Consider the following 14,268-nt stretch of genomic DNA (forward strand, 5'->3'; position numbering starts at 1 on the left):
CCAAGTTCACAGCACTACACGGCTATTATATTCCCACACCGAATCTATGTTTTCAGTTTCATCAGTACATTATTATTATTTTACTTTCAGGTTTCGAGGCTAGCGCTGAAACCACATTGATTAAATTATTTTTAATCTTATGCAGACTAAGAATTGTTCATAGAATGCAAACTGTAAACCCAAAAACGAAAAAAGCACCGGCAAACCATTAAGGTCAGACCAGTGCCTTTAAAAAATAAGCTGTTGAGCTTAGTACATTTTACAGCCAACCGCCTTTACGAATAACGCCTACAGCCAAACCTTCAATGGCAAAATGCTGTTGTCGTAAATCTACCTTGATCACGGAAAAATCATCGTTCTCTGGCGATAAAAATACGGTGTGTCCATCGCGTTTGAATCGTTTCACTGTAACTTCGTCATCAACACGTGCAACAATAACTTGCCCAGCTTCAACCTGATTCGTTTTATGAACCGCTAATAAGTCGCCATCCAGTATGCCAATATCTTGCATACTCATGCCTTCAACTTGCAGTAAAAAATCAGCACAAGGTTTAAACATATTAGCATCAACTTGATAATGCTGTTGTACATGCTCAGCCGCGAGTATAGGCTGGCCTGCCGCGACCTTCCCCACTAAAGGTAAACCCAGTTGTTCAGGTTCATCATTATCAATTAACCGAATACCGCGAGAGGTTCCTGGCAACATTTCTATTGCCCCTTTTTTAGCTAGGGCTTTTAAATGTTCTTCTGCTGCATTAGCAGATTTAAAGCCTAGTTGCTGAGCTATTTCAGCACGTGTTGGCGGCATGCCGGTTTTAATCTGATAATCTTTGATCAGTTGTAATATTTCAGCCTGTCGCGGCGTAAGTGGTCTCATATGCTGGTTACCTGTACAGTTGATACTGTTAGTATATACAGGCAAGGTACAATTGCAAGCATCTGAGTTAATGCTAATTTAAGCTTAAGCCGCGACGTGGTATGCTACGCACCGGTTTTTTTGAGGATAGGATCATTATGTTTCGCTCGGTAAAATTGTTTGCAGCCTTATTAAAGTGGCCTTTACGCCCGCTGCTGAAGTACAAAGTTGTTCCTGAACAACCGGTTTCTGAGCTGCAACTAGATACTAGCCAACCGGTCTTTTATATTTGCCCTACTGAGTCGGGTTCTGATTTAGCGGCATTACAACACGTTTGCAAGCAGTTACAACTACCCGACCCAGCATCTTATGTTGTACTAGATGGTGTAAAACACTTTCGCACCTTATTTTTAGAAAAACCTCATTCTTTAGTATTAAAGCGCGGTAAAACTTCAGCCCATCAACAGGCTTTAGCTTTGTTAGAAGCGCACCTGAAAAACCCAACCTTAAATGCACAAATTATCCCTGTGTCAATTTTATGGGGCCGAGCACCCGGCAAGGAGAATAGTATCAAATGGTTACTCGGTGAAGCGCACGCGCCAAACTGGCTGGCAAAGTTACTCATTGTGTTAGTTTCTGGTCGTCATTCGTTAGTTCGGTTTATTCCGGCTTTGTCTTTACAACAAATGGCTGCTCAGTTTGGCGCCGATGACGATACATCACGTAAGCTATTACGGATGTCACGATTTCACTTTTACCGGCAACGTTTAGCGGCCAATGGCCCTAAACTCGTTAATCGTAGCCAATTGTTTAATTCTTTACTGGCGGCACCGGCTTTAAAAAAAGCCATTGCTGAAGAGGCAAAGTCAAAACACATTTCTCTGGTTCAAGCACAAAAAAATGCGCATAAATTATTACTAGAAATTGCCGCAGATTATCGTTCATCCACGCTAAGAGTGGCGGATAGAGTATTAAATTGGTTATGGAATAAACTATACACAGGAATAAAAGTTCACAATGCCGATGTGTTGCGTGATTTAGCCCAAAAAGGTCACGAAATTGTTTATGTTCCCTGCCATCGTAGCCATATGGACTACCTATTACTTAGCTACGTTATTTACCAACAAGGCTTAGTTCCACCGCATATTGCGGCTGGAATTAATCTTAACTTTTGGCCTGCGGGTACAATTTTTCGCCGTGGCGGTGCTTTTTTTATTCGCCGCAGTTTTAGTGGTAATAAATTGTATTCTGCCGTTTTTCGCGAGTACTTATGCCAACTCTTTATTAAAGGCTATTCAATAAAATATTACACTGAAGGTGGCAGAAGCCGAACAGGCCGCTTGTTACAGCCCAAAACAGGCATGCTAGCCATGACATTGCAATCGATGCTCAGAGGTATTGATCGTCCCGTCACAATAGTCCCTGTTTATTTAGGCTATGAACATGTTATGGAAGTCAACACCTATCTAAGTGAGTTACAAGGCTCAGGTAAAAAGAAAGAGTCTGTGTTTGGTGTTATTAAAGCCATTCGTAATTTGCGTGATTATGGCTATGGTTATGTTAATTTTGGTCAGCCGTTAACGTTAAATGATTACCTTAATCAAACTGTGCCTAATTGGAAGCAGGATATCCACCCTATAGAAGTGCAAAAACCGCAATGGTTAGCTAGTGTTGTCGATGATATATCTATCAATGTTATGCAACGGATTAACCAAGCTGCTGCGTTAAACAGTATCAATTTGATTGCGCTGTCACTACTTGCCACTGAAAAGCATACCTTAACTCGACAAGAACTAGAGCAGCAAGTCGATTTCTATTTACAGCTACAACAACAAGCTCCTTATCATAACCAAATGACTCTGCCAGACGCTAATAGCAGCACCTTGATTGAGCACGCCATTAGTTTAGATAAGGTACAACAGCAGAGAGATAACTTTGGTGAGTTAATTAGTCTGACTGACGAGAACGCCATATTAATGAGCTACTATCGTAATAATATACTACATCTATTCATTATGCCGTCGATTTTAGCCAACGCGATTTTGCACCAACGTGAAGTAAAACGGGAAAGATTACTGCACATTGTGCAACAACTTTATCCTCTGCTAAAACAAGAGATGTTTCTACAGCTAGATAATGTTGAAGATTACTGTTTGCAGGTATTAGATCACTTTGTCAAAGCTAATATTATCAAACAGCAAGGCGATCAGTATTTAGCTCCTGCGCAACAAAGTAGCCATTATTTTATGCTAAGCCTGTTAGCTGATAATGCAGAACATACCTTGCAGCGTTACGCTATGCTATTACAACTTATTTTAACCCAAGCACCACAAAACCGTGCTGACTTAGAGAAGCAATGCCACCTATTAGCACAACGCTTGTTGCAACAGCATGGCATTACCGCACCTGAGTATTATGATAAGCAGCTATTTACCACATTAATAAATGCGTTGCGCGATAATGGCTACACCAAAACCGATGACCAAAGCCGGATGTTAGCTACAGATTCACTAACCGAGCTTGATCAAGCCATAGACAGCTTATTACGTAACGATGTTTTGTTAAGTATTCATAGCATTTTACCTACTAGCCGCAGTTAGCGGCTGGTAGGATAAGCGCGTATAACACCTTCTTGAATTGTTGAGGCAACTAAAACGCCATCTCGATTAAAGAATTGACCTCTTACTAGCCCCCTACCACCTGAAGCGCTGGGGCTATCAATGGCGTACAGTAACCAATCATCAAAACGAAAATCTTGATGAAACCACATGGCATGATCAATAGTCGCAACTTGCATATTTGGCGCTAAAAACGACTTGCCATGAGGCTGTAACGCCGTTGGTAAGAAGTTAAAGTCAGACGCATAAGCGAGTAAGTATTTATGCACACGCAAATCATCGGGCATAGCTCCATTGGCTTTAAACCAAACATAGCGTTTAGCCTGACTTACCTTGGGTTTAAAAGGGTTTTGAAAGTCAACAGGCCGCATTTCAATTGGCTTTTCACAAATAAATTTGCTGCGCAAAGCTTCAGGAATAAGGTTAGCGTGTTGTTGATAAAAATCTAAATCAGACACTAACTGCTCTGGTGCCGGCACATCAGGCATCACATCTTGATGCTCAAAACCCGTTTCTTCTGTTTGAAAAGACGCGGTTAAATAAAAAATAGGCTTGCCGTATTGGATCGCTCTTACTCGACGTGTGCTAAAGCTTTTACCATCACGAATATTTTCTACTTCGTAAACAATCGCCCTAGAAGCATCTCCTGGACGCAAAAAGTAGGAGTGAAAAGAATGCAACTTTCTATCTTCAGCCAAGGTTTCTTTAGCTGCAGACAAAGCTTGCCCCATTACTTGACCACCAAACACCGACTTAAAGCCTAAGTCTTGGCTTGGCCCGCGATACAGGCCCTGCTCTATTTTCTCTAACCTTAACAATGATAATAAGCCATCTAATGCTTTGCTCATCTACTTTCCTTAATCGTGGGCTTAAGTTGTTATTCTGCCGTAAAACTATTTAATCAGCAAAGATTGTAGTTATTTTTTTAACTATAGCTATGCCGGAAAATTGGACAATACAACTGGCTATACTATGCTATAGAGTGCAATAAACGCTTACCATACACCTTGGTATCTTTCCGATAGCAAGAATCTTTACTTAAGCTATTTAAACAAATTAGATTTACTTTGGCTGGAGTCAAAGATGCATACAAACAGACGCCATCTAAATAAGGATATTCACTCTTTCTGGGACGACTTAAACTTTGCGCAAAAATTTGCAGTTGCAGAGCTGCGTAGATTTGGTTATGAGCTACTTTGCGTGCGCCATGTTGTGAATGGCAATATCGCTTTACTTGTATCAGGGCAACATATTGCAGCAATAGATATGGAGGGCCAGATTGATACGCGCCCAGAAGTGCAAGTAAGAGTGTAACTTGAATCAGTAAGCATAAAGATTTACGAAAAAATCTAGGCAAACCATAAACTAACAATGACTTGCCTAGAAATAGTTTATTTACAACTTAGTATTTGTTTGCTTAGTGCGAATATAGCGCTCAATTTGTTGCTCTAAAACAGCAAGCGGTAAACTACCATTGTCAAGCACTGCATCATGAAACTCTCTTACATCAAAATTACTGCCAAGCGCTTGCTCTGCTTCAGCGCGTAAACGTTTAATTGTTAACTCACCTAACTTATAAGATAAAGCTTGAGCAGGCCAGCTAATATAGCGGTCAATTTCGGTAGTTACATTGTGCATAGACAATGCTGTGTTGCTAGCTAAAAAGTCGATAGCTTGTTGCCGACTCCAGCCCATAGTATGCATACCTGTGTCTACAACAAGGCGTGCAGCGCGCCACATTTCAAAGGTTAACCGGCCAAAGTTGCTATAAGGATCTTGGTAAAAGCCCATTTCTAGCCCTAAGTGTTCCGCATATAAGCCCCAGCCCTCACCAAAGGCCGATGTATAAAAGCTACGGCGATAATCAGCTAAATCACTTTGCTCACGTGCTAGCGCCACTTGTAAATGGTGTCCCGGTACTGCTTCATGTAAAGTTAATGCCGGTAGTTCATATAAAGGTCGACGATCTAAGGCATAAGTATTAACCCAATAAAAACCTGCCTGATCATCACGAGATGGCCCAGAGTAACGGCCCGAGGTGTACTTAGGCGCAAACTCAGCAGGCACTTCCACTACACCGTAAGGTGTACGAGGCAAGGTTTTAAATAACTTAGGTAACTGAGCGTCGGCTTGTTTCGATAAATAGCTGGCATATTGTAATAATGCCATAGGCGTTTTAGCGTAAAACTGTTCGTCTGTACGTAAAAAGTGAATAAAATCGGCGAAAGTGCCATCAAAATTTACACCATCAATGACTTGCTGCATTTCGGCTCTAATGCGCTTTACTTCAGCTAAACCGAGTTGATGCACTTCTTCAGGTGTCATTTTTAATGTCGTGTAATGCTCTAAACGATTTTGATAATAAGCTTTACCTTGTGGTAAATCCTCAGCGGCTATAGTGTCACGCGCGGCAGGCATATAATCATTAACCATGAAATCATAAAATGCTTGATAGGCTGGATTGACTTCTGTCATAACAAGATCAGCGGCTTGTGCAGTCAAGTCTTGCCATACTACTGTTGAAATAAAATCAGGTTGCTGTAAAAAAGGCTGGTAGTAAACGCTCTGTGTTGGCTCTGCTACTACGTAAGAAATAATGCTATCTTCAAAGCCTTTTAATACAGCTTTAGGCTGAGTCATACCCGTTTTTATGCCTTGTTTCATCCAGTCGGTTTGTTGCTGCATATAAGTAGGAATAGCCGCAAGCTTGCCTAAGTAGTTTCTATAATCTTGTTCTGTTTTTAATGCCGTATTGCTGGCAATAAATGATAAATATGAATGAAACCCCGATTCAGCTGTAATAGGCATCATATGAGCACCAAATTTATACTCATCAATAGCATTACTTAACCGATAATCTAAAATGGCGTAATTTATTTGATCCTGATCCGACAAAGTACTGGGGTTAATCGCTTTAAGCTTCGCATACCAAGCTAAACGTTGTTGATGCTGGCTTTCTAAGTTAGCGGCTGACATATCCCAAAGCGCATCGGCAGCTGGCCGAGTTAAGTCCTGCTCTGCTTGCCATAAGGCGTCAGCAAATTGCGAAAAACTCTGCTCTTGTGTTGACTGTCCATTGCTAGCGCAGCCACTTAATAATATTAGCGTTGCTAATGTAATAATTATCTTTTTCATTAGTATATCCACTGACTGAGTTCACTTGATTGTAACTAGTTTTATTAGATATAACAGTAATCTCAACTCTGCTAATTGGCGGTTAATCTAAACTAAAAGTGTAGTTACTCCATTTGTAACCTTAAATTTATGAGAAATTGTCCAGATAAGTGGATAGATAAGTTGGCTGCTAAGCCGTTATCTCTTACACTAGGCGTACTTAAGATCTTATAGGTCAATTTAATGGATCAGAAAAACGACAACACAACTCATTTTGGTTATAAAACGGTTGAAGCTAAGCAAAAAGTTTCAATGGTCGCCGATGTGTTCCATTCTGTTGCGGCTAAATATGACGTTATGAATGATTTAATGTCACTCGGCATTCACCGGCTATGGAAGCGCTTCACCTTAGACTGCAGCGGCGTACGTCCTGGACAACAAGTTCTTGATTTAGCTGGTGGCACTGGTGATATTACAGCGTTATTTTCCAAGCGCGTTGGCCCAACCGGCAAAGTTGTTTTAGCCGACATCAACGAGTCGATGCTTAATGTTGGCCGAGACAAGTTACGCGATTTAGGCTTAGTTAATAATATTGAGTATGTGCAAGCTAACGCTGAAGCCCTACCTTTCGCCGATAATAGCTTTGATGTAGTAACAATAGGCTTTGGTTTACGTAATGTAACCGACAAAGATGCCGCGCTGCGCTCTATGTTTCGCGTATTAAAACCAGGCGGGCGTTTATTAGTACTTGAGTTTTCAAAGCCAGAGCAAGCTTGGCTTAGTAAAGCTTATGATTTATATTCATTTAAGTTACTTCCTGCCATGGGTCAATTAGTCGCAAACGATAAAGAAAGCTATCAATATCTAGCTGAGTCTATTCGTATGCACCCAGATCAAGAAACTTTAAAAGCCATGATGGAACAGGCCGGCTTTGCTGAGGTGAGCTACCATAACCTCACCGGTGGCATAGTCGCACTACATCGCGGGTATAAATTCTAATGCTACCCTTACTGCCACAATTGTTATGCGCTGCAGCAGAAGCGACTGTGGCCGGTATTATTAAATTAGATCCTAATGCGAAACAAGGCTTGCTTAAGCTACAAGGCAAACAGCTTTCGTTTACTCTACGAGAGCTGTCTTTAACGCTAGTCATCACAGCAACAACAGACACCTTGCTTTTTAATCAGCATAACGAACCAACAGATTGTGCCATAAGTACCGATTTTACTAGCCTAAAGCAGCTGCGAGATCCCAGCCAATTAACTCGATTAATTAAAGCCGATGCGCTTCAAATTGATGGCGATATTCAAGTTGCTCAACAATTCAGTTATTTTTTTGAACAGCTCAATCCTGACTGGGCTCAAGCCTTATCGGTATATATAGGTGATGCTGCCGCACATCGGGTGACTAAAGCAATTGAACAAATTCAGCGTTATATTACTGAGCAAAGCCAGCATCTAACTGAGTTAACCACCGAGTTAGCCCAAGATGAGCTACGGCTTAGCCCAACATCAATTGAAGTGGCCCAATTTAGCCAGCATGTGAGTGACGTTGCCGCCCGTGTAGCCTTGTTGCAACAGCAGCTAAATAAGTATCAGGAGTCTTAGTGCGCATTAGCCGTTTTTATCAAATTCAAAAAACATTATTGCAATATGGTTTGGATGAACTTATTCCGCAGCAATGGCAACCTTGGTACGGCCGACTTGCCAGAAAGTGCTTATTTTGGTTACGCAACCAACACCCAGATCAACCTGTAGGTGTTAGATTACGTTTGGCCCTACAAAGCTTAGGGCCAGTTTGGATTAAGTTTGGCCAAATGCTTTCTACCCGGCGCGATTTATTCCCTGCTCACTTAGTAGATGAACTGGCTAAACTGCAAGATAAGGTACCGGCATTTTCTGGCCAAGCCGCTCAAGCCATGATTGAAAAAGCATTAGAGCTAGATAGTATTGAGCAACGCTTTGTTGATTTTAATCAAACACCACTGGCCTCAGCATCTATAGCGCAAGTGCATACCGCCAAGCTTATTCTTGACGATGGCGAGCTGGCCGATATTGTTATTAAAGTTATACGCCCAGATATCCGGCAGCAAATTGAAGCCGACTTAGCCTTAATGGATACCCTAGCTGATGCAGCTCGTCGCTTTTTACCCGACGGCAAAAGGCTGCGTCCACGCGAAGTTGTTCAAGAATATAAAAAAACCATTTTAGATGAGCTAGATCTACAGCGCGAAGCCGCCAACGCTATTCAACTAAGACGTAACTTTACCGACTCAGACTCTTTATATATTCCTTGTATTTATAGCGAATATAGTCGAAGCAATGTCATGGTAATGGAGCGAATTTATGGTATTCCGGTTTCAGATATTGCAGCCTTAGAAGCTCAGAATACCGATATGGAGCTATTAGCTAAGCGTGGAGTAGAAGTGTTTTTTACCCAAGTGTTTCGTGACAGCTTTTTTCATGCCGATATGCACCCAGGTAATATTTTTGTTTCTTATGAAACGCCAAACAACCCTAAATATATTGGTATAGATTGTGGCATTGTAGGCACCTTAAATCCCGAAGACAAACGCTACCTAGCAGAAAATTTCGTCGCCTTCTTTAACCGAGATTATCGCCAAGTAGCACAATTACATGTCGACTCAGGCTGGGTACCCGCTGACACTAAAGTGGAAGAGTTCGAAAGTGCTATTCGCACTGTATGCGAACCTATTTTCCAAAAGCCATTAGCAGAAATCTCGTTCGGCCATGTGTTACTAAACTTATTTAGCACAGCCCAACGTTTTAATATGCAGGTGCAGCCTCAGCTAGTCTTACTGCAAAAAACCCTGCTTTATGTTGAGGGTTTAGGCCGCCAGCTTTATCCACAATTAGACTTATGGAAAACGGCAAAGCCCTTTTTAGAAAACTGGATGCAGCAGCAAATAGGACTGCCAGCGATTTGGCGGCAAATTAAAGATAACCTACCTTTTTGGGCCGAAAAAATGCCCCAAATGCCCACCTTGTTGCATCAGTATTTAGAGCAAGGCCCGGCGCAACAGCGCTTGTTACTTAAGCAGGTTCAACAGCTATCGTTACAACAAAGCAAAAGCAACCAACAAATAGTTGCTGCCACCTGTGCAGCAGCGAGTATAATCAGTGCTAGTATAGTGTTCTGTTTTGCTAACCCTTGGCTAGCAGCCCCCTTAATAGCCGTTGGCATTGCTTTTACTTTTAAAGCATGGATAACCTAAAGACTAAGGTTATCGTTATTAAAGGTTGCTATAATAAACACTAGTCATTTGTATAAGAGGATTTAATATGGGCTTCGGTGGCATAGGTATTTGGCAGTTACTCATTGTACTGGCTATTATTGTACTTTTATTTGGTACCAAGAAATTACGCGGTATCGGCACCGACTTAGGCGATGCTATTAAAGGTTTTCGTAGCTCAATTAAAGACGAACCAGCCAAAGATGACGACAAAGAAAAGGCACAATTAGCCGAGAAATCAACAACAGACACCAGCGAACAGCCAACAAAGAACGCTGCAAGCAAAGATAAAACGAACCTTTAATCTTATGGGATTCTGGGAGCTTGTTATTATTGGTGTAGTAGCGCTGCTTGTTCTGGGGCCAGAACGACTCCCTGGTGCGCTGCGCTCTGTGCATAAAACTATTCGTGGTGTAAAACAGTTTGGCCAACAAATGCAGGCTGAGCTTAGCGAAAACTTACGTGCCCATGAGCTACACCAAAAATTAAAAAGTGCCGAAGAAAAAGGTTTAACCAATCTTACTGCTGACGAACAGGCCGCGCTTGAAGAGCTAAAACAAGCCGCTGCAGACGTAACAGCACCACTATCAACCAGCAAACCCTCTGTTCACTCTGAGCCAAAGACACCTGATGAGCCAAAGTCCTAACACTCAAAGCCTATTGGGCCATTTAATAGAGCTACGCAATAGACTGCTTAAGTGCATTATTGCCGTATTAATTGTATTTGCAGCCTTAGCCGCCTTTGCCCAAGATATATATCATCTACTAGCTTTACCATTAATGGCCGTTTTACCAGAAAACAGCAGTATGATAGCAACCGATGTTGCCGCACCTTTTTTTGCCCCGTTTAAATTAACCTTTATTGTGGCAATTTGCTTAGCTATTCCCTATATTTTATTACAGATCTGGTTATTTATTGCTCCGGCATTATATAAGCGGGAAAAGCTATTGATGGCGCCTTTAGTGGTCAGCAGCACCTTGCTGTTTTATGCTGGTATTGCCTTTGCTTACTATGTTGTATTCCCTATCGTGTTCGGCTTTTTTACCAGTGTTGCACCAGAGGGTGTAACTATAGCCACTGATATCAGTAGCTATCTCGATTTTGTTTTAAAGCTATTTTTTGCTTTTGGTCTTTCGTTCGAAATTCCGGTAGCCATTTTATTGTTAATTTGGACCGGTGCAACAACACGTGATGCCTTAGCGCAAAAACGGCCCTATATTATTGTTGGCGCTTTTGTTTTAGGCATGCTGTTAACTCCGCCCGATGTTATTTCGCAAACGTTATTAGCCCTACCTATGTGGCTATTATTTGAGTTAGGCTTAATTCTTAGTCGGTTTTATAAACCGTCTATAGACACTAAACAACAGGAAGATAATATATGAAGTACTTTGTAACTAGCATGGTTCTACTAAGCGCTAGCTTTTATGCCTCAGCCATTCCCACAGAACAAGCACTTGAACTATGTCGTGCTGAGCAAAATGCATTAAAACGTTTAGTTTGCTACGATGCTATTAATGTTAATTCAGTAACGGCTTCTAAACAGGCAATCTCATCAAACTCAGAAGTTAATACTAAACCGATCGAAAGTAATACAGAAAAAAACTTTGGTTTAGAGCATTCAAAGCAACAAGATGCAGATTTAATCTATGTAACGGTTAAAAACTTTAATTATACGGCTCATGATAAACTGCAAATTGAGTTTGAAAATGGTCAAAAATGGCGCCAGCAAGGTAGTGATTACTACCCTATCGCTGTTGGCGAACGCCACCATATTAAGCGCGGCATATTCAATTCTTTTATGCTAGGCAGCGATAAAAATAATCGCACTATCAAAATTCGTCGTGAACAATAAGTTAGCGCTATTCCATGAACTTTTGGTGTGATATTGGCGTTAATTTATTTAGTGATCAATTTGCAGCTGATCGTGAGCAGATGCTTGCTCGTGCGCATGCGGCGGGTGTTAATCACTTAGTTGTCATTGGCAGTGATATTGCCGAGTCTGAACAAAATCAACAGTTTTGCCAGCAACAAGCTAATAAATCAAATATAAATATCGTTACCACTGCCGGCGTGCACCCTCATTATGCTAGCCAAGTTAATGACAGCTGGTTAGCGCAACTTAAACAGCTTCTACAAGCAAGCTCAGTTGTTGCTGTAGGTGAATGCGGCCTAGACTTTAATCGTGACTTTTCTCCTCGCCCACAACAACAGCTTGTTTTTGCAGAACAATTGCAGCTAGCAATACAGCATAATAAAGCGGTTTACTTACATGAGCGCGATGCCTTTGACACTCAAATCGCCATGCTAAAACAGCACTCCATTCAACGTGGAGTAGCACATTGCTTTACTGGCAACACCCAGCAATTACGGGCATATTTAGATTTAGGTTTATATATCGGTATCACCGGTTGGGTATGTGATGACAAACGCGGCGCAGAATTACAACAGGCCATCCGTTATATTCCGAACGATCGAATATTATTAGAAACAGATGCACCGTTTTTATTGCCTAAAAATATTCAGCCCAAACCTAAATCACGCCGCAATGAACCAGCTTATATAAACTACGTTGCTGAAAAAGTAGCGCTATTAAAGCAATGCACCGTTTCAGATATTGCAGCTGCTAGCTTAGAAAATAGTAAGCGACTATTTAATTTTCAATCGCAGCAGCATCATGACTGAAATAGGCTACTATTTTATTGCGGGCTTTAGCTTAGGCAGCGTTATCGCTTTTATAATCGCTAAGTTTTTTTTGCAGCGACAACAACAACAAATGGCAGCCCTGGCCACGGAATTACGTAGTCATAGCTTTGAGTTGCAAATAACTCTTAATGAGCTTGCTGATAAAAATCAGTTGTTACAACAGCAGTCTTTTATTGATAGCTTAACCAGCGCCTATAATCGTAGCTATTTTGACCAGCAAATGGCAGCAGAAATTACCCGTAGTCGGCGCGAACAAACGCCGTTAGCATTAATCCTGATCGATATCGATCACTTTAAAAGTATTAATGATAACAATGGTCACCTAATAGGTGATCAGGTTGTTATCAAGTTAGTTAGCTTAATGAAAGCGCAGCTAAAACGTGGCTGTGATAAAGTTTGCCGTTACGGTGGCGATGAATTTGCAATTATACTGCCAAATACCGAGCTCACTGGTGCAATAAGCCTGGCTGAATCCATTCTACAGCAGCTTAATCAGGCGCCATTGATTGCTCATGAGCACATCTTAAATATATCTATTAGTGCGGGCTGCTATGCTGCAATCGCAACTAAAGACAGCAATATTACTGAATACGTAAGCCAAGCTGATAAGGCGCTGTATCTCAGTAAGTCCAAGGGCAGAAATCAAGTTTATCCGCAGTCGAGCAGTACTGCTCAGCTCTCAACATAGGAGTTATCCATGAACACTAACCGTTATTTCCCTGCTACTAGATTACGCCGAATGCGCGCCAATGCATTTAGCCGTGACATGATGGCTGAAAACCAACTAACGGTAAAAGATTTAATCTACCCTATTTTTATTATTGAAGGCGAAAATCAACGAGAAACTATCGCCTCTATGCCTGACATTGAACGCCTGAGCCTTGATTTACTGCTTGCTGAAGCTAAGCAATTGGTTGAGCTGGGTATTCCAGCCATTGCTTTATTTCCAGTTACCCCAGCTGAGATAAAGTCTTTAGATGCTGAATATGCATGGCACCCTGACGGTTTAATGCAACGTGCAGTTAAGTTATTAAAGCAGCACTGTCCTGAATTAGGCCTAATCACTGATGTAGCCTTAGATCCTTACACTACTCACGGTCAAGATGGCATTATCGACGAAAACGGCTATGTCTTGAACGACATAACAACTGATGCTTTAGTAAAACAGGCTTTATCACATGCCGCTGCCGGTGCTGATATTATTGCGCCTTCAGATATGATGGATGGCCGGATCGGTGCTATCAGAGAGGCCTTAGAAGAGGCTGGTCATGTTAATACACGCATTATGGCCTATTCTGCAAAGTACGCCTCACATTATTATGGCCCCTTCCGCGATGCAGTAGGTTCAGCTGCTAACTTAAAAGGTGCCGATAAGAAAACTTATCAGATGGATCCGGCTAACAGCAATGAAGCTTTACACGAAGTAGCCCAAGATCTAGAAGAAGGTGCAGATATGGTGATGGTAAAACCAGGCATGCCTTATTTAGATGTTGTGCGCAGAGTAAAAGAGGAGTTTGCAGTGCCTACTTTTGCCTATCAGGTTAGTGGCGAATACGCCATGCATAAAGCCGCTTTTGCCAATGGCTGGTTGGCGGAGCAACCTGTCGTTATGGAGTCATTATTGGCCTTTAAACGCGCAGGAGCTGATGGCATTTTAACTTACTTCGCAAAACAAGTCGCTATTTGGCTACAACAAGCTAAATAAACACTGACTAAACTAAGC

At 41.6% G+C, this 14,268-nt stretch carries 15 protein-coding genes; 12 read left to right on the top strand and 3 right to left on the bottom strand.

Going from position 1 to position 14,268, the window contains the following annotated elements; all coding sequences use genetic code 11:
* Positions 1–259 precede the first annotated feature (259 nt).
* Positions 260–877, bottom strand: coding sequence for a transcriptional repressor LexA (gene lexA / locus ACRCA4_RS11750; RefSeq protein WP_433188695.1), 618 nt, complete (start codon positions 875–877; stop codon positions 260–262).
* Between the two features lie 137 nt (positions 878–1,014).
* Between lexA and plsB the strand changes: the two genes are divergently transcribed.
* Positions 1,015–3,456 (top strand): glycerol-3-phosphate 1-O-acyltransferase PlsB, encoded by a 2,442-nt coding sequence (plsB, locus tag ACRCA4_RS11755; RefSeq protein ID WP_433188698.1) that lies wholly within the window; start codon positions 1,015–1,017, stop codon positions 3,454–3,456.
* On the opposite strand, the gene tesB is transcribed toward plsB, so the two are convergent.
* Positions 3,453–4,322 (bottom strand): acyl-CoA thioesterase II, encoded by an 870-nt coding sequence (gene tesB, locus ACRCA4_RS11760; protein ID WP_433188701.1) that lies wholly within the window; start codon positions 4,320–4,322, stop codon positions 3,453–3,455. The genes plsB and tesB overlap by 4 nt on opposite strands.
* A 235-nt stretch (positions 4,323–4,557) precedes the next feature.
* Between tesB and ACRCA4_RS11765 the strand changes: the two genes are divergently transcribed.
* The gene (locus ACRCA4_RS11765; protein ID WP_433188704.1) at positions 4,558–4,788 is read left to right on the top strand and encodes a hypothetical protein; all 231 of its coding nucleotides are present in this window, start codon (positions 4,558–4,560) and stop codon (positions 4,786–4,788) included.
* Positions 4,789–4,869: 81 nt separating this feature from the next.
* Here ACRCA4_RS11765 and ACRCA4_RS11770 read toward each other — a convergent pair whose 3' ends face one another.
* Positions 4,870–6,609, bottom strand: coding sequence for a DUF885 domain-containing protein (locus tag ACRCA4_RS11770; protein ID WP_433188707.1), 1,740 nt, complete (start codon positions 6,607–6,609; stop codon positions 4,870–4,872).
* A gap of 222 nt (positions 6,610–6,831) precedes the next feature.
* Between ACRCA4_RS11770 and ubiE the strand changes: the two genes are divergently transcribed.
* From ubiE to hemB, 10 genes are all read left to right on the top strand, one after another.
* On the top strand, positions 6,832–7,587 hold the full coding sequence (ubiE, locus tag ACRCA4_RS11775; RefSeq protein ID WP_433188710.1) for a bifunctional demethylmenaquinone methyltransferase/2-methoxy-6-polyprenyl-1,4-benzoquinol methylase UbiE: 756 nt from the start codon (positions 6,832–6,834) through the stop codon (positions 7,585–7,587).
* Positions 7,587–8,195, top strand: a complete 609-nt coding sequence (locus tag ACRCA4_RS11780) for a ubiquinone biosynthesis accessory factor UbiJ (protein ID WP_433188713.1) — start codon at positions 7,587–7,589, stop codon at positions 8,193–8,195. Before ubiE ends, ACRCA4_RS11780 begins: the two co-directional genes overlap by 1 nt.
* Positions 8,195–9,823, top strand: coding sequence for a ubiquinone biosynthesis regulatory protein kinase UbiB (gene ubiB, locus ACRCA4_RS11785; protein WP_433188716.1), 1,629 nt, complete (start codon positions 8,195–8,197; stop codon positions 9,821–9,823). Before ACRCA4_RS11780 ends, ubiB begins: the two co-directional genes overlap by 1 nt.
* Before the next feature lie 67 nt (positions 9,824–9,890).
* Entirely contained in the window at positions 9,891–10,145 is a 255-nt protein-coding gene (tatA, locus tag ACRCA4_RS11790) for a twin-arginine translocase TatA/TatE family subunit (protein ID WP_433188719.1), read from the top strand.
* A gap of 4 nt (positions 10,146–10,149) precedes the next feature.
* Entirely contained in the window at positions 10,150–10,488 is a 339-nt protein-coding gene (gene tatB / locus ACRCA4_RS11795; RefSeq protein WP_433188722.1) for a Sec-independent protein translocase protein TatB, read from the top strand.
* Positions 10,472–11,224 (top strand): twin-arginine translocase subunit TatC, encoded by a 753-nt coding sequence (gene tatC / locus ACRCA4_RS11800; protein WP_433188725.1) that lies wholly within the window; start codon positions 10,472–10,474, stop codon positions 11,222–11,224. Before tatB ends, tatC begins: the two co-directional genes overlap by 17 nt.
* A complete protein-coding gene (locus ACRCA4_RS11805; protein WP_433188728.1) occupies positions 11,221–11,694 on the top strand; it encodes a hypothetical protein in 474 nt (157 codons plus the stop codon). The genes tatC and ACRCA4_RS11805 overlap by 4 nt, the downstream gene beginning before the upstream one ends.
* A gap of 14 nt (positions 11,695–11,708) precedes the next feature.
* The gene (locus ACRCA4_RS11810) at positions 11,709–12,524 is read left to right on the top strand and encodes a TatD family hydrolase (protein WP_433188731.1); all 816 of its coding nucleotides are present in this window, start codon (positions 11,709–11,711) and stop codon (positions 12,522–12,524) included.
* Entirely contained in the window at positions 12,517–13,233 is a 717-nt protein-coding gene (locus ACRCA4_RS11815) for a GGDEF domain-containing protein (RefSeq protein WP_433188734.1), read from the top strand. The genes ACRCA4_RS11810 and ACRCA4_RS11815 overlap by 8 nt, the downstream gene beginning before the upstream one ends.
* Positions 13,234–13,242: 9 nt before the next feature.
* Complete coding sequence (hemB, locus tag ACRCA4_RS11820; protein ID WP_433188737.1) at positions 13,243–14,250, top strand: porphobilinogen synthase; 1,008 nt, start codon at positions 13,243–13,245, stop codon at positions 14,248–14,250.
* Positions 14,251–14,268 lie beyond the last annotated feature (18 nt).

The organism is Rheinheimera sp. WS51, from assembly GCF_050936095.1.
Lineage (GTDB): Bacteria > Pseudomonadota > Gammaproteobacteria > Enterobacterales > Alteromonadaceae > Alishewanella.